The 14904-nt window shown below is 44.7% G+C and carries 14 protein-coding genes; 7 read left to right on the forward strand and 7 right to left on the reverse strand.

Annotated features, from left to right (window positions below; all coding sequences use genetic code 11):
* On the forward strand, nucleotides 1-1134 hold the full coding sequence (gene bshA, locus J4N23_RS13685; protein ID WP_207428117.1) for an N-acetyl-alpha-D-glucosaminyl L-malate synthase BshA: 1134 nt from the start codon (nucleotides 1-3) through the stop codon (nucleotides 1132-1134).
* Here bshA and J4N23_RS13690 read toward each other — a convergent pair.
* Together J4N23_RS13690 and J4N23_RS13695 are read right to left on the reverse strand one after the other, a co-directional pair.
* On the reverse strand, nucleotides 1131-2213 hold the full coding sequence (locus J4N23_RS13690; protein ID WP_242689236.1) for a lactonase family protein: 1083 nt from the start codon (nucleotides 2211-2213) through the stop codon (nucleotides 1131-1133). The two genes, bshA and J4N23_RS13690, sit on opposite strands and share 4 nt — an antisense overlap.
* Before the next feature lie 150 nt (nucleotides 2214-2363).
* Nucleotides 2364-3683 (reverse strand): pseudouridine synthase, encoded by a 1320-nt coding sequence (locus tag J4N23_RS13695; RefSeq protein ID WP_207428120.1) that lies wholly within the window; start codon nucleotides 3681-3683, stop codon nucleotides 2364-2366.
* 258 nt (nucleotides 3684-3941) lie between these two features.
* Here J4N23_RS13695 and J4N23_RS13700 point away from each other — a divergent pair, with 258 nt between their 5' ends.
* The 3 genes from J4N23_RS13700 (at nucleotide 3942) to J4N23_RS13710 (ending at nucleotide 9209) form a co-directional block, all read left to right on the forward strand.
* A complete protein-coding gene (locus J4N23_RS13700) occupies nucleotides 3942-4748 on the forward strand; it encodes a lytic transglycosylase domain-containing protein (RefSeq protein ID WP_242689237.1) in 807 nt (268 codons plus the stop codon).
* Nucleotides 4749-4849: 101 nt separating this feature from the next.
* The gene (gene uvrA / locus J4N23_RS13705; protein WP_207428122.1) at nucleotides 4850-7693 is read left to right on the forward strand and encodes an excinuclease ABC subunit UvrA; all 2844 of its coding nucleotides are present in this window, start codon (nucleotides 4850-4852) and stop codon (nucleotides 7691-7693) included.
* 10 nt (nucleotides 7694-7703) lie between these two features.
* Nucleotides 7704-9209: an NAD(P)H-hydrate dehydratase gene (locus J4N23_RS13710; RefSeq protein ID WP_207428123.1), complete on the forward strand. Its 1506-nt coding sequence runs from the start codon at nucleotides 7704-7706 to the stop codon at nucleotides 9207-9209.
* Between the two features lie 53 nt (nucleotides 9210-9262).
* On the opposite strand, the gene lipA is transcribed toward J4N23_RS13710, so the two are convergent.
* Nucleotides 9263-10144 (reverse strand): lipoyl synthase, encoded by an 882-nt coding sequence (lipA, locus tag J4N23_RS13715; RefSeq protein ID WP_207428124.1) that lies wholly within the window; start codon nucleotides 10142-10144, stop codon nucleotides 9263-9265.
* Between the two features lie 184 nt (nucleotides 10145-10328).
* Between lipA and J4N23_RS13720 the strand changes: the two genes are divergently transcribed.
* Entirely contained in the window at nucleotides 10329-10739 is a 411-nt protein-coding gene (locus J4N23_RS13720) for an OsmC family protein (RefSeq protein WP_207428125.1), read from the forward strand.
* A gap of 19 nt (nucleotides 10740-10758) precedes the next feature.
* On the opposite strand, the gene ytxJ is transcribed toward J4N23_RS13720, so the two are convergent.
* From ytxJ to J4N23_RS13735, 3 genes are all read right to left on the reverse strand, one after another.
* A complete protein-coding gene (ytxJ, locus tag J4N23_RS13725) occupies nucleotides 10759-11097 on the reverse strand; it encodes a bacillithiol system redox-active protein YtxJ (RefSeq protein ID WP_207428127.1) in 339 nt (112 codons plus the stop codon).
* Nucleotides 11098-11363: 266 nt separating this feature from the next.
* Nucleotides 11364-11852 carry a 6,7-dimethyl-8-ribityllumazine synthase gene (gene ribH / locus J4N23_RS13730; protein WP_207428128.1) on the reverse strand — a complete coding sequence of 163 codons (489 nt, stop codon included), beginning with the start codon at nucleotides 11850-11852 and terminating at the stop codon, nucleotides 11364-11366.
* A gap of 72 nt (nucleotides 11853-11924) precedes the next feature.
* Nucleotides 11925-12605, reverse strand: coding sequence for a tol-pal system YbgF family protein (locus tag J4N23_RS13735; RefSeq protein WP_207428129.1), 681 nt, complete (start codon nucleotides 12603-12605; stop codon nucleotides 11925-11927).
* Nucleotides 12606-12716: 111 nt separating this feature from the next.
* On the opposite strand from J4N23_RS13735, the gene J4N23_RS13740 reads away from it, so the two are divergent.
* Nucleotides 12717-13814: a DNA replication/repair protein RecF gene (locus J4N23_RS13740; protein ID WP_207428130.1), complete on the forward strand. Its 1098-nt coding sequence runs from the start codon at nucleotides 12717-12719 to the stop codon at nucleotides 13812-13814.
* Nucleotides 13811-14107, forward strand: a complete 297-nt coding sequence (locus tag J4N23_RS13745) for a DUF721 domain-containing protein (RefSeq protein ID WP_207428131.1) — start codon at nucleotides 13811-13813, stop codon at nucleotides 14105-14107. The genes J4N23_RS13740 and J4N23_RS13745 overlap by 4 nt, the downstream gene beginning before the upstream one ends.
* Before the next feature lie 222 nt (nucleotides 14108-14329).
* On the opposite strand, the gene J4N23_RS13750 is transcribed toward J4N23_RS13745, so the two are convergent.
* The gene (locus J4N23_RS13750) at nucleotides 14330-14749 is read right to left on the reverse strand and encodes a nucleoside-diphosphate kinase (protein WP_207428132.1); all 420 of its coding nucleotides are present in this window, start codon (nucleotides 14747-14749) and stop codon (nucleotides 14330-14332) included.
* Nucleotides 14750-14904 lie beyond the last annotated feature (155 nt).

The raw sequence follows: 14904 nt of genomic DNA on the forward strand, positions 1-14904 counted from the left end.
ATGAAGATAGGAATAGTTTGCTATCCCACTTTCGGTGGAAGCGGCGTGGTTGCCACAGAGCTGGGCAAAGCGCTCGCTAGTAATGGTCATCAGGTACATTTTATCACTTACAGCCAACCCGCCCGCCTCGATTTCTTTTCTGAAAATCTGTTTTATCACGAAGTTTCTGTATCTAACTACCCCCTGTTCGACTACAGTCCGTACGAGGTGGTGTTAGCTAGTAAGCTGGTAGATGTGGTTCGATATGAGAAACTCGATATCCTTCACGTACATTACGCTATTCCGCATGCTTCTGCAGCCTTTATGGCCAAACAGATTCTTGCTACCTATGGCATCCACATTCCGGTGGTTACTACGCTTCATGGCACAGATATCACTTTGGTTGGCCGCGATGCCACGTTCAATCCTGTTGTTACTTTTTCGATTAATCAATCGGACGGGATAACCTGTGTTTCTGAGGATTTAAAGAGAGCCACTTACGAACATTTCGATGTGTATAAAGACATCAAAGTGATTCCCAACTTCATCGACCTGACCCGTTTCAGCCTAAAGAAAAAAGATCACTTTAAGAAAGCAATAGCTCCAAATGATGAACTTATCATGGTTCATACTTCTAACTTTAGAAGGGTAAAGCGATCTACCGATGTTATCCGGATATTTAAGAAAGTGCAGGAGAAAGTTCCATCCAAGTTATTGATGGTTGGAGACGGCGAGGATCGGGGAAATTGTGAACAGCTGTGCCGTGAATTTCAGATCTGCGACCATGTCAGGTTTTTGGGAAAGCAGGAAGCTGTTGAAGAAATTCTTTCTGTTGCCGACCTGTTCTTGATGCCTTCAAATACGGAGAGTTTCGGTCTGGCGGCGCTGGAAGCCATGGCTTGTAAAGTACCTGTAATTTCCACGAATGCCGGCGGTCTACCAGAACTGAATGTTCAGGGTGTAACCGGATTCTTGAGTACGGTAGGGGACGTAGAGGATATGGCCAAGAACGCCATTTATATCCTGGAGGATGCAGAGCGGTTGGAGAAATTTAAGGAAAATGCACTTGCAAGGGCCAAGGAGTTCGACCTGAGTTTGATACTTCCATTGTACGAGCAGTACTATAAGGAAGTACTTGACGCAACTCTGGTTTAGATCTTTGTAAATTTCAAACAAACAGGCGAACCTACTTCAATTCTTTCTCCTGTATCTGACAATAGTCCTGTTGCTTTGTCTCGCTTAAAGATTACGATCGTATCGCTATTTTGATTGGCGGCAAGTAAGTAATTTCCATCGGGGCTGATTGCAAAATTTCGTGGAGCGCGTCCCAGCGTCGGCTGCCTCCCAACTGCTGTAAGTTTTCCATCTTTCTGGTTTATCTTGAATATAGCGATATCGTTTGCGTCATCTCTGTTCGAGCTGTAAAGGAAGTTTCCGTCAGGAGAAACATGAATATCAGCCGCCCAGCGTCTGCCATTGTAACCTTCAGACAAGCCGGAAATATTCTGGATTTGAGTCAGACGACCCTTGTCGTAACTGAAGGCCGTCACATTGCAGGTTAGTTCTTGTACCGAGTAGGCAAACTTCCCATTGGGGTGAAAGTCGAAGTGCCGCGGTCCGTTACCCGCTTCCACTGCAAAAAAACCGGGATCAGCCTCTGACAAAGGCTCCTTCCTTTTCGGATTGTAGCTGTAGATATTAATTTTATCCGTACCTAAATCACTCACAAGTAAAAAATCTTCTTTTGGGGAGAGGACAGTTGAATGCACATGCGGTTTTTCTTGCCTCTCCTTATTTACGCTGTTTCCCTGGTGCTGAATTACCTGAACGGCATCTCCTAAAGATCCATCCCCAAGAATTGGAAGCGCAGAAAAATTGCCTCCCATATAATTTCCAACAAAAACGTGATTATTGTTTTTGTTTACCGAGACATAGCAGGGCGAGTCGCCGTTGGAGGGCTTTTTATTGAGCAGTAGTAGTGCGCCTGACTTAGGATCGAAAGAAAAAGCCGTAACGCCGCCTTGTCCTGGTCCGGCTTCATTCACTGCGTAAACATGTTTGTTATTGTCCGTTACACAGAGATAAGAGGGATTATCAATGCCGGTGGCTTTGTTTTTATAGCTTGCCTTTCCTGTCCTCTCATCAAATTCGTACACATAGATTCCTTCACTTTTGCCGCTCTTCGTATAGGTGCCAATAAGTAAATTGAGTTTTTGTGCCTGTGCTTCTGCCATTGTAAATAGTATAGCGGATAAACAGAAAAGTCTATTTATAGGTTTCATGCGGTTGGTCTAAATAGGAGTAGCAAGATAAGCATTAAAATCGCTTATGTTGAATTATGTAAAGGGCAGGAATGAAAAAAGCTCCGAAAGGAGCTTTATATTTTACTTGATCAAGTGCTTTAACTGAATGATTTCTTTTTCCTCGAGATATCTCCAACGGCCTCTTCCCAGGTCTTTTTTGGTAAGATTGCCGTATACCACACGATCCAGTTTTACTACGTCATAACCCAGGTGTTCAAAAATCCGGCGTACAATCCGGTTCTTTCCGCTATGGATCTGGATGCCTACTTCCCGCTTACTGCCTCCCTGGACATAGCTTAGAGCGTCTGGTTTAATTAAACCATCTTCTAATTCTAATCCATACTCAATTTTATTGAAATCGCCCTGAGTCAGGTTTTTATTCAACTCTACGTTGTAAATTTTGGTCACATTGTTTCTGGGGTGTGACAGCTTTTCTGCCAAATCGCCATCATTGGTCATTAGCAGGAGCCCGGTTGTATTCCGGTCCAGTCTTCCCACAGGATAAATACGTTCGCGGGAAGCTTTTTCCACTAAATGCATAACTGTCCTACGTTCCTGGGGATCATCGGTAGTTGTGATATAATCCTTCGGCTTGTTTAGCAGAACGTAAACCATTTTCTCCCGCTTCAGCGTTTCTCCGTTGTATCGGATTACATCTTTCGCTGGATCAACCTTATAGCCTAACTCTGAAACTACTTCCCCATTTACCGATACTACACCTGCTTCGATAAGTTCGTCTGCCTTCCTTCTGGAGCAGATGCCGGCGTTAGCAATATATCTGTTTAAACGAATCAGGCCATCATCTTTAGCTGCCGGACTCGCTGCTTTCTCCCTGTTGTCCGTTCTTGGTCTGTCTCCCTGAATCCGTTTCCGGTTTTCTGGTCTGTTTCCATACCTTTTCTCACCGGGCGCTCTTTCGTTTCTATCTTCGGATGTACGTCTTCTCGCTGGTCTGTCTCCGGCATCCTTATCTCTGTCAGGTCTGAACCCTTTCTTCTCGAAAGGACGGTCTGAACGTTTTTCAAACCCTCTTTCTTTCCCCTCAAACGGCTTTTTGCCATAAGGCCGGTCGCTTCCGGATCGATCATTGCTTCTGTCTCTGTCCGAGCTGTACGGTTTTCTTTCCGCTGATCCGAATTCTGATCCTCTCTCTCTGTTCTCAAATTTTTTCTTTCCAAACGGACGATCGTTTCCAGGTTGGCCTCCGAAATTTCTTTCAGATTTATTCCCGCTTCCCGGTTTGTTTGAGCGGCTTTTGAAGGAGTTGCCTGGGCGTTCCCCAAACATTTTCTTCTTTTCGCTGTTTGATCTTTCCGGTTGTTCGTTATTTGAACGGCCCTGAAAACGATTGTGTTTAAAGGATTTGTCTTCGCGACTGTTCCTGTTGTTTTTATCTGACATGATTCGTTTGGTAACCTCTCTAAAATGGGGTGCAAAGTTAGCGATTTAACATCATAAATACTGAATGTGTTTTGAGTTTATTTCGGCCTATTGAAGAATAAAGGAAAGATCTAAAGCGCTAATAATGAGTGTGTAATGTGTAAGTGTTTGGTTGTTAAGTATATATTCATTATCTTTGAAATCTTTTTTTGTTTAACTTAAAGAAGAGAACGCATGATTAAGAAACATTTAATCGCGTGTTCGGGGATGCTTTTAATAATGATTTCAGCTAAGCTGTTGATCTATAAGTCTCCCGAATCCCGCGTAAATTCGTTTCCACAAACGGTGGATATCCCTTCAAAAGAAGAAGAAACAGAAGAGCCCTCTCCCTCAAAGTCCCGCCTCTCATCCCTTGAATTTGCTAATGAAAGTCTGCCGCATAAGGACGCCAAAGTAGCGTGGAAGATGCAATACTTTCTGAAGGCGCACAGTTATCACAAAACCCATACTAACGAGTTGCATAAAAAAGCATCGAGGTGGTTTCCGGTAATTGAGCCTATCCTCAAGGTTTATGGTATTCCGTCCGACTTCAAGTATGTGCCGCTTGTTGAGAGTGGCTTTGCCAGCGGTACTTCACATAAAGGAGCTGCAGGATATTGGCAGTTCATGCCAGGTACGGCGCGTACGTACGGACTGACAGTGAACGGGAGTATTGACGAACGTCTTAATATTCGTAAGTCGACGATAGCAGCGTGCAAGTATTTGAGAGCTTTGTACAAGGAATTTAACAACTGGACGCTGGTGGCTGCTGCGTACAATGTTGGCGAGAATACGATCAAGAGGGAGATGTATCGCCAGAAAAAGTCCAGTTATTACAAGATGAGGCTGAATAGGGAAACAGCTACCTACGTTTACAAGCTCATTTCGATGAAAGAGATTATTGAGAATCCAACGAAATATGGCTATGTAAGCAGGAGCAAGAGTCTGCTTGCCCGTCGGGAAGATCCTAACCTGACGCAGGAAAAATACATTAATCCGCAGGTGGAAAAAGCGGCAATCGAAGCGCTATCTGTCCTAAGCAACTAAAACACTAAAAAGGCTGATTTTGATCAGCCTTTTTACTTTGTGAAGATGCAGTTTTCCAAACAAATTGTAATCTTTATCCCTTATTTTTCTACGTGTCTGATATGAATACAAATACTCCCGATTTAGGTGAGCAAAGTGAGGTGGAGGTTTATGGTGCGCGGGTACATAATCTAAAAAATATTGACGTATCGTTTCCACGGAATAAACTGGTGGTAATAACTGGTCTGAGTGGAAGTGGAAAGTCTTCCCTGGCTTTCGATACCATCTATGCCGAGGGGCAGCGTCGCTACATGGAAACGTTCAGTGCCTATTCCCGTCAATTTTTGGGGGGGATGGAACGGCCTGACGTAGACAAGATATCGGGGCTTAGTCCCGTGATCGCTATCGAACAAAAAACGACGTCCAAAAATCCGAGGTCTACGGTCGGTACCATTACCGAAATTTACGACTTCATGCGCCTTTTATACGCCAGGGTGGGAGAGGCCTATTCTTACGTCACTGGTGAGAAAATGCAACGCATGTCTGAAGATCAGATGCAGCGCACTATTTTAGAGCAGTTTGATGGGAAAGCCATAAATGTGTTGGCGCCAGTAGTAAAAGGAAGAAAGGGCCACTACCGGGAGTTATTTGAGCAAATCAGGAAACAGGGTTATCTGAAGGTACGGGTAGATGGCGAAATCCTCGATCTGGTACCTAAAATGCAGGTAGACCGATACAAAATCCACGACATCGAAATGGTGGTTGATCGATTGGTGGTGAGTGAAAAAGATAGAAAACGTCTTCATAGCTCTATTCAGACCGCATTGAAAACCGCAAAGGGGATTATCAAAATCGTCGATCAGGATAATAAAGAGTTTTTCTTCAGTAAATACCTCATGGATCCCGTTTCCGGGATTTCGTATGACGAACCACAGCCGAATACCTTCTCGTTCAATTCACCCTATGGAGCCTGCGAAAAGTGTGATGGGCTCGGTTATATCTTTGAAGTTGATGAAAGTTCCGTCATTCCCAACCCAAAGCTTAGTATCATTCAGGGAGGATTAGCGCCACTTGGTGAGTACCGGGAAACATGGATGTTCCAGGTGTTGAAGGCGCTGGGTAAGAAGTATGATTTCTCACTGTCGGCTCCGCTCGAAAAGCTTCCAAAAGAAACTTTGAACATTATTTTGAACGGTACAGAGGATATTATCACCGTCCCGGTGGAGTACAACAAGTGGAATGTTCAAAATTACCAGATCAACTTTGATGGCATCATCAAGATGCTGGAGGAGCAGGCTGATCGCAAGGGCGATGGAGCGGTTGAAGATATGGAGGGGTTTCGTGTTGTAAAGCGTTGTCCTGTTTGTGAAGGGGCAAGACTAAAACGTGAGTCGCTACATTTTAAGTTTGACGGTAAAAATATATTCGAGCTGGCAAGTATGGACATATCCAGACTCGCCGAGTGGTTTGAAGGAATTGAGGATAGGCTCTCTGAGCGGCAAAATGTAATTGCAAGGGAGATTCTGAAGGAAATCAGAGCCAGGATAGGATTTCTACTTGATGTAGGCTTGAATTACCTTACACTAGATCGCACCGCGAAAACACTTTCGGGAGGTGAAGCACAGCGGATACGCCTCGCAACACAAATTGGTTCGCAGCTGGTAAACGTGTTGTACATATTGGATGAGCCAAGCATCGGACTGCATCAACGGGACAACGCCAAGCTGATCAGTGCTTTGAAGAATCTGCGGGATATAGGCAATTCGGTGTTGGTTGTGGAGCACGATAAAGACATGATCCTCGAGGCAGACCATGTAATCGACATGGGGCCTGCAGCCGGTGTTCATGGCGGAGAAGTGGTAGCTGAAGGATCGCCGGAAAATATTTCTAAGGCCTCCACGTTGACAACGGCCTATCTGAGTGGAGAAAAAGATATAGCGGTTCCGGCAGAGCGAAGAAAAGGGAATGGCAAGTCCTTGGTATTGAAAAATGCGACGGGCAATAACTTAAAAAACGTTTCGGTAGAATTCCCGCTGGGCAAGTTTATTTGCATTACCGGAGTTTCCGGAAGTGGAAAATCGAGCTTAATTGCCGAGACCTTATATCCCATTCTTAACCATCATTTTTTCCGTGCCAAGAAACAGCCCCTTCCATACAAAGAGATTGTTGGACTGGAGCATATTGATAAAGTAATTGAAATAGACCAAACACCGATTGGAAGAACTCCGCGGTCGAATCCATCTACGTATACAGGCGTTTTTTCGGATATACGTGCCCTGTTTGTTCAGCTTCCTGAGGCAAAGATCAGGGGCTATAAGCCGGGAAGGTTCTCTTTCAACGTAAAGGGAGGCCGCTGCGAAACCTGTCAGGGAGCCGGGATGAAAGTGATTGAAATGAACTTTCTGCCGGATGTTCAGGTGCCTTGTGAGGAATGTCAGGGTAAGCGCTACAATCGGGAAACTCTAGAAGTACGCTACCGTGGAAAATCGATCAGTGACGTGCTTGACATGAGTATCGAGGAAGCGGTTGAGTTTTTTGAACCCATTCCTGCAATCTACAGGAAGATCAAAACCTTGTTTGACGTTGGGTTGGGCTACATTAAGCTGGGGCAGTCGTCTACTACCTTGTCGGGTGGAGAAGCGCAACGGGTAAAGCTGGCAACGGAGCTGTCTAAGAAGGATACGGGGAAAACTTTCTATATTCTGGATGAGCCTACTACCGGGCTTCACTTTGAGGATATCAATGTCTTGCTGGGTGTGCTTAACCGGCTGGTAGATCATGGAAATACGATTCTTGTTATTGAACACAACCTGGATGTAGTAAAGGTGGCTGATTGGGTGATTGATCTCGGCCCGGAAGGAGGAGCAGGGGGCGGTCAAATCCTGTTTTCAGGAACCCCTGATGATCTGGTAAACGTATCGGAAAGCCATACAGGCAAATTCCTTAAAATAGAGATGGAACGGTAAACCATGGCCTATGAAAAACCTCCTTACAGCAGCACAGATTCGTCAAGTTGACGAACAGACGATCCACAACGAGCCAATCGGTTCTATTGATTTAATGGAACGCGCTTCTGCTGCGTTTGTAAAGGTTTTCTGCTCTCGCTACCCCGACACGGATGCGGCCATTTCCATCTATTGCGGAACGGGTAATAATGGAGGTGATGGATTGGCTATCGCGAGGCTGCTACAGCGCCAGAGATTTTCAAACCTGAATGTGAAGATCGCAAGATTTTCGTCCAGGACAACCGCAGACTTTGACGAGAATTATCACAGATTACAAGCTGCGGGTATCCCCATTTTGGAACTTACTGAGGATGACACTCTCCCTGTGGAAAACAGCCCTATAATCATTGATGCTTTACTTGGCTCAGGACTGAATAAAGAATTAGGAGGTGCCTGGAAGGAGTTGGTAATTTGGCTAAGAAGTCTCAACAGAACGGTTGTTGCAGTAGATGTTCCTACCGGACTGCGTAGCGATGGAACCATCGGAGAAAAGGATGTAGCCATCTCTGCAGACCTCGTGATTACCTTTCAGCGACCCAAGATAAATTTTCTCCTTCCTGAATCTGAACGATTTGTCAAACAGTTCGAAGTAGTCGATATTGGCCTTGATGAGGCATTCATCCAATCGCTCGATACTCCTTATGCGATTTTTACCGACGACGATTGCAAGAGCCGACTCAAAACACGCTCTTCTTTTAGTCACAAAGGGACGTTTGGACATTCCCTTGTTGTTGCCGGTTCGGCTGAAACAATGGGTGCTGCTTTGCTTTCCGCCGAGGCCTGCCTTCATGCCGGCTCTGGCTTAACCACTGCCTGTATCCCTGCTGAGGGATTGACTGCATTGAATGTTAGAGTGCCGGAAGTTATGGCCGCAATCAGGATGAATGGGATGCTGCCTGAAGATCTTGATTTACAAAAATACGATGCTTTGGGAGTAGGGCCGGGTCTGGGCACCAACAGTCAAAGTAAATCTCTTTTCGAGCGTCTCTTGAAAGAGTATCAGGGGCCGGTGGTACTTGATGCTGACGCCTTAAACCTCTTATCCTACAACTATGAACTGATGGCGCTTTTACCTGAAGGCGCAGTGCTAACCCCCCATGTAAAGGAATTCGACCGGCTGTTCGGAAAGCACGAAACCTGGTGGGAGCGATTGCAAACCGGTATAGATCGTGCTACTACCCTTAGATGCACCATCGTACTAAAGAACCGGTACACAATAGTCTTCACACCTGAAGGTAGATGTATTTTCAACCTTTCAGGAAGCCCGGCAATGGCGACAGGGGGAATGGGGGATGTGTTGACGGGCATAATAACGGCCTTCCTGGCGCAAGGATATTCGCCGGAAGACGCTGCTTTACTTGGCGTATTTTTGCACGGAAAGACCGGGGAGGACTTGGCAACAACTATGGGGGTGACGCCAGCCGCATTAGTAGCGACTAGCATCGGTAAGACCATTAAAAAATATAGCAGAAGCTGAGCATGATTCGAAGAGGCTGACTTGCGGGCGCTCAGACGATCTTAAAAAACAAGTTATTGCATGTCGAAAAGATGCTTTTCTGCATGGTAAGAAGAACGAACCAGCGGTCCGCTTTCTACATACTTAAAGCCCATTTTCAAGCCTATCTCCTGATATTTAGCAAACTGATCCGGGTGAATCCAGTCAATTACCGGATGATGGTTCTTTGTTGGTTGGAGATACTGGCCCAAGGTCAGGATATGGACGCCGGCATTTGCCAGGTCCTGCATTGTTTCTACGACATCTGCTTCGGTTTCACCAAGACCTAGCATTATTCCTGACTTAGTACGTAAACCAAATTCCGAAATTCGTTTCAACGCTTCCAAGCTCCTGTCGTACTTCGCCTGAATTCTTACCTCGCGGGTAAGCCTTTTTACGGTCTCGATATTGTGCGAAACTACTTCAGGCCGTTCCTCGCAAACGCGGTACAAGTTTTCCCAAATTCCTTTAAAGTCGGGGATTAGGGTTTCCATCGTAGTGCCTGGGCTCTCCCGTCTTACTGCTTTAATTGTTTCGGCCCAAATGGTGGAGCCCCCGTCTTTCAGATCGTCTCTGTCTACCGAGGTGATTACCGCATGTTTTACATTCATCAATTTGATTGAATTGGCTACACGATTCGGCTCGTCCAAATCCACCGCCAGTGGTCGGCCGGTGGCAACCGCACAGAAAGAACATGAACGGGTACAAATGTTTCCAAGAATCATGAAGGTAGCAGTACCTGCGCCCCAGCATTCCCCCATGTTCGGGCAGTTTCCGCTTTCGCAGATGGTGTGCAGCTTATGCTCGTCTACCAAGCCTCTAACATGTGCATATTCTTTCCCGACAGGTAGTTTAACCCGTAACCAGTTGGGTCGGCGTTGTGTCTGGTTAGCAGGGATAACCGGCAATTCAATCATAGTACAAAAATATAGTTTAGTTGTGAGATGTGGGAGTATTGCGGGGATAATTTGACATCTAGGTGTTTTGGAACCTGAAGGAGCCAGCGAAGAGGCGCTCCGGATTCCCACTTATAGTCTTTTCATCCATTTTGATCGCGATAATTGCTTACTTTTCTACTTTTGAAAGAAAATCTGATTTTGAATGGCAACTTCACAAGTAACTTATTTAGGAGACCTGCGGACGGAAGCAACGCATCTGCAGTCGGGCGAAAGGATTATCACGGACGCTCCTGTCGACAACAAGGGCCGGGGCGAAGCTTTTTCACCAACTGACTTACTTGCAACGTCATTGGGTAATTGCATGCTGACAATCATGGGTATTGCAGCAAGGGAACGTGGAATTAATATTGACGGTACAACCTGTTCTATTACCAAGATTATGGCAGCTGACCCGCGTCGGGTAAGCGAAATTCACGCAGAGATCGACTTTTCAGCCAACTATTCGGAAAAGGAGCGAAGCATCCTCGAGCATGCTGCCAGAACCTGTCCCGTTTTTTATAGTCTGCATCCCGAGATCAAAAAGGAAATCAAATTTAACTATCCGGTCGCCTAACAACCGGATAGTTGAATTTTTAGGAGTTTACCGTCATTTGTTCTGCAGCTTCTTCTGCAGAGATCTCTCCGTGGGAGGATTCAAAAATGCACTCCCCGTCTTTGATCAGCAGCAGTTGCGGCGACTCATGAGGTACTTGAAAAATGTCGGCAATTGAGTTGGAAATGTTCCTGTGGTTAAGCAGATCCAGGAAGTATACTGGAGTTTCTTCAGGCAAACTATCCCACTCAAACTCAAACTTTTTCTTTGCCATAAAGCTAATAGAGCAACGAGTACTATGCTTAAAAATGATGCTGAAGCCAGCAGCCGATTTAATCTCGTTAAGTTGCTCGATACTTTCTAATGATATCCAATTCATAATTTTATTGATGAGACCGACAGCCAATACTATTCCAAAATCACCTGCACATTTTGCTGCCAGCCCGGTTTTTCATAGCAGGTATTAAAAAATTACGCTCTTCTTGGCTTTGGGTAAGAATTGTAGGCGGGACACATTTTTGATGAACAAGACTCAAAAACGGTCGCTACAGAAATTAGAAGAAGTAACGCTATTGCAACTCTTTTCATAACGAGAATAAAATTATTAAAAAATTCTAATTGAATACGTTAAGCCTGTGTAATAAGTTACAGGTTATGTTGAAGTTCTGACATCAGGATGGCGGTTGCCGCAGCTTCTTCGCCTTTGTTTCCATGTTTGCCTCCAGCGCGCTCCTGTGCTTGCAACAAGTCATTGGTAGTAAGCACACCGAAAACTACTGGTTTATTGTGCTTTATACCCACATTGGTGATGCCGTTTGCTACTGCCGCGCAGATATAGTCAAAGTGAGGAGTTTCTCCCTTAATAACACATCCCAGGCAAATAACAGCATCCAGATTTTGCTTGCTTAATAAAATGTCAGCACCGGCAGTAAGCTCGAAGCTGCCTGGAACGGTAACAGAAATAATGTTATCTGGATTAGCCCCTTGCTTTAAAAGTAAATCGTAAGCTCCCTGGTAGAGGGCTCCCGTTACCTCGTAATTCCATTGGGCCATTACAATGCCGAAACGATAGGAAGCAGCAGAAGGGATAGTAGTATGAGAAAAGTCAGAAAGGTTCTTTAAGTGAGTTGCCATGGGTCAAAAATAAAAATGGTTACCTAAAATATTGGTAACCATTATCGAGGAAGGGTAATTGCAAAGTAAAAATTATTGGCGTGCTTTTGCACGAGCAATGTAAGCATCTACCAAAGCAGCTTCCTGGCTTTGAGGATACTCTTTCTTGATTTTCTCATAAGTATCAGCAGCGGCTTTGAAATCCTTTTGCTCCTCGTACACAAGTCCTAATTTCTTTAGGTACAAAGGAGTTGTAAATGAATTAGATGCTTTGTCTGCTGCTTTTTTATAAAAGTTGATTGCGTCGCCGTATTGCTTTAATTCCACGTAAGCATCACCCTGCATGCCTAATACCAGCGGGTCGATTACCGGGCTGCCGGTGCTGCTGTAGTTACCCAGAGCTTCCAGTGCTTTTTTGAATTCGCCTTTTTGAAGATAAAGTCCTCCAAGATATGCGTTAGCAAGATTTGCAGATTTTGTGCTCGAATATTCTTCAGCAATGGTTTCAAAACCCGGGAAAGAACCGTCCCCTTTAATAGCTCTGTCAGCCAAAGAGTCAACGCCAACGTACTCTTCTGCTTTGTACATTGCATTTTGCGCTTTCTCAGCCCGCGGTGCTAAATAGAATTTCTGATACCCGAAGTACAACAGTATCAGGGCAATGATAGCGCCTCCGATTATTGTTAGACTTTTACTGTTTTCCTGTACAAAATTTCCTGATTTGCCTGGTGCAGGCTCTGGGTTAGTAATGGTATCGTTTTGATTTGTCGCCATTTGCGTTTATTAAAGTCTGCAAAAATACAGTTTTCAGAGTTTCTGTCAACCCCCTAGCTTTAAATAAAAATCCTGAAAAACGGAAAATGAGCTTTACCTTTGCAAAGCTATATGTGGCTGCAGAAGTTATCCGTACTTAATTTCAAAAATTATCCCGAAGCTGAACTCGTTTTCTCTCCAACTGTAAACGCTTTTACCGGCGATAATGGTGCGGGTAAAACTAATTTACTAGACGCTATCCACTACCTTTCTCTTTGTAAAAGCTATTTTAATCCCATTGATTCTCAGCAGATAAGACAAGGGGAAGAGTTTTTTATGCTGCAGGGAGTGTTCGATAAGGATACGGTGGAGGAGGTGATCTCCTGCTCCCTTAAAAAGAATCAAAAGAAACAGTTCAGGAGGAATAAAAAGGAGTATCAACGGCTTGCAGACCACATCGGTTTATTTCCGCTGGTGATGATCTCCCCTTACGATATCAGTATTATTATCGAGGGAAGCGAGGAGAGAAGACGGTTCATCGATAATGTGATTTCGCAAACGGATAATCATTACCTCGATGAGCTGATCGCCTATAATAAGTCTTTACAAAACCGGAATGCCTTGCTCAAGAAGATTTCCGAGACGGGGAAGTACGATCCGGATCTGCTGGATATATACGATGAGCAACTGATTGCTTCCGGCACGAGGATCTTTGAGAAGCGCAAATTGTTTATGGATGCATTCCTTCCGGTTTTCAATAAGCATTATCAATACCTAAGCGAGGAGGCAGAACAGGTAGAATTGGTATACGATTCCCTGCTGCTAACGGAAAATTTTGGAAGCCTGCTCAAGCGTTCAGTGGAGCGGGACCGAGTGCTGGAACGTACTACTGCCGGTATTCATAAGGATGACCTTACTTTCAGCATACACGGGATGCCGATGAAGAAGTTTGGTTCGCAGGGGCAGCAAAAATCTTTTCTGATTGCCTTGAAGTTAGCTCAGTATTCGTTTCTGCAATTGAAAAAGGGTTTCAAGCCACTACTATTGCTGGACGATATTTTCGACAAGCTGGATGATAAGCGGATCCAGAAGCTAATGCAGATGGTTTCCGCAGATGATTTTGGCCAAATTTTTATTACTGATACCAGCAGGAGCAGAATTCAGCGAATTTTTGAAGGAATAGGAGTAGAGGTGAGTATCTTTGAAGTTCAAAAAGGAACGATAAAATGAGTCGCAGCAGAACCAATGACAAGACCTTGAAGGAAGCAATCGAACAGATGCTGCAGGTATATAAATTAAAGCGCCGCTTTGATGAGACTTCCCTGGTTTCGGCCTGGCCCGAGTTGATGGGAAAAGCGGTAGCTAATCGAACTTCTCAGCTTTATATACGCGACCGTAGATTATATATTCGGCTTGACTCTGCTGTGTTGAAAAATGAGTTGGTGATGATCCGTTCTCAGATCCTTGATAAGTTGAATGAACGGGCTGGTTCAAAAATACTTGACGAAATCGTATTTATGTAGTGCTGGGCTGCCAGCAGTCGAGACATTAGCATGTTGATCTGGGGTTGCGTTAGGGATTGAAGTGGAAAGCCCGGAATGAAGGGTAAGCATGTGGGCGGTATGAGGACTTGCAACGAAAAGCCCGGCGCTGCGTGCGAAGGTTCGGAAAGGGAAGCAGGGCAACGCCCTAATTACCTTCGGAAGAACCGCTGTCAGCATCGAAACACTGACAGCGGTGGAAAATTAAAATCTTTCGAAAGCAGAGAAGAAGAAGTTGCCTTCGATCTCAGCATTCTCATCAGAGTCAGATCCGTGAACAGCATTTGCTTCGATAGACTCCGCATATTTGTTACGGATAGTACCTTCTTCAGCTTTTTTAGGGTCTGTCGCACCAATTAGCTTACGGAAGTCTTCCACAGCGTTTTCTTTCTCAAGAATTGCAGCCACGATTGGGCCGGAAGTCATGAAAGAAACCAGATCAGCGTAGAAAGGACGCTCTTTGTGAACCGCGTAGAAAGCTCCTGCTGTTTCTGCTGTAAGGTGGATATATTTCATTGCGATGATTTTGAAACCACCTTTGATAATATCATTTAAAATAGCGCCAGTGTGTCCGTTTTGAACAGCATCTGGTTTAATCATTGTAAAAGTTCTGTTAGTTGCCATCGTTTTTCTTAAAATCGGTGCAAAAGTAGAGATTTTTTTTAAAGCCTGATGTTAATTAATTAATGTGTTCATGCCGTAGGTTAGCGTACGATAGACCGAAACCAGCTGAACGTATCCCTAATATTACTATTCCGTTATCTGATTTTGTAAGCCAA

The organism is Pedobacter sp. SYSU D00535, from assembly GCF_017355855.1.
Classification (GTDB): Bacteria; Bacteroidota; Bacteroidia; order Sphingobacteriales; family Sphingobacteriaceae; genus Desertivirga.

Coding starts and splice junctions, on each gene's coding strand:
- J4N23_RS13735 (WP_207428129.1), bottom strand. CDS start 12,605: ATGGCGACAAATCAAAACGATACCATTACTAACCCAGAGCCTGCACCA.
- ribH (WP_207428128.1), bottom strand. CDS start 11,852: ATGGCAACTCACTTAAAGAACCTTTCTGACTTTTCTCATACTACTATC.
- J4N23_RS13745 (WP_207428131.1), top strand. CDS start 13,811: ATGAGTCGCAGCAGAACCAATGACAAGACCTTGAAGGAAGCAATCGAA.
- J4N23_RS13740 (WP_207428130.1), top strand. CDS start 12,717: ATGTGGCTGCAGAAGTTATCCGTACTTAATTTCAAAAATTATCCCGAA.
- J4N23_RS13710 (WP_207428123.1), top strand. CDS start 7,704: ATGAAAAACCTCCTTACAGCAGCACAGATTCGTCAAGTTGACGAACAG.
- uvrA (WP_207428122.1), top strand. CDS start 4,850: ATGAATACAAATACTCCCGATTTAGGTGAGCAAAGTGAGGTGGAGGTT.
- J4N23_RS13690 (WP_242689236.1), bottom strand. CDS start 2,213: ATGGCAGAAGCACAGGCACAAAAACTCAATTTACTTATTGGCACCTAT.
- J4N23_RS13700 (WP_242689237.1), top strand. CDS start 3,942: ATGATTTCAGCTAAGCTGTTGATCTATAAGTCTCCCGAATCCCGCGTA.
- J4N23_RS13720 (WP_207428125.1), top strand. CDS start 10,329: ATGGCAACTTCACAAGTAACTTATTTAGGAGACCTGCGGACGGAAGCA.
- lipA (WP_207428124.1), bottom strand. CDS start 10,144: ATGATTGAATTGCCGGTTATCCCTGCTAACCAGACACAACGCCGACCC.
- J4N23_RS13750 (WP_207428132.1), bottom strand. CDS start 14,749: ATGGCAACTAACAGAACTTTTACAATGATTAAACCAGATGCTGTTCAA.
- bshA (WP_207428117.1), top strand. CDS start 1: ATGAAGATAGGAATAGTTTGCTATCCCACTTTCGGTGGAAGCGGCGTG.
- ytxJ (WP_207428127.1), bottom strand. CDS start 11,097: ATGAATTGGATATCATTAGAAAGTATCGAGCAACTTAACGAGATTAAA.
- J4N23_RS13695 (WP_207428120.1), bottom strand. CDS start 3,683: ATGTCAGATAAAAACAACAGGAACAGTCGCGAAGACAAATCCTTTAAA.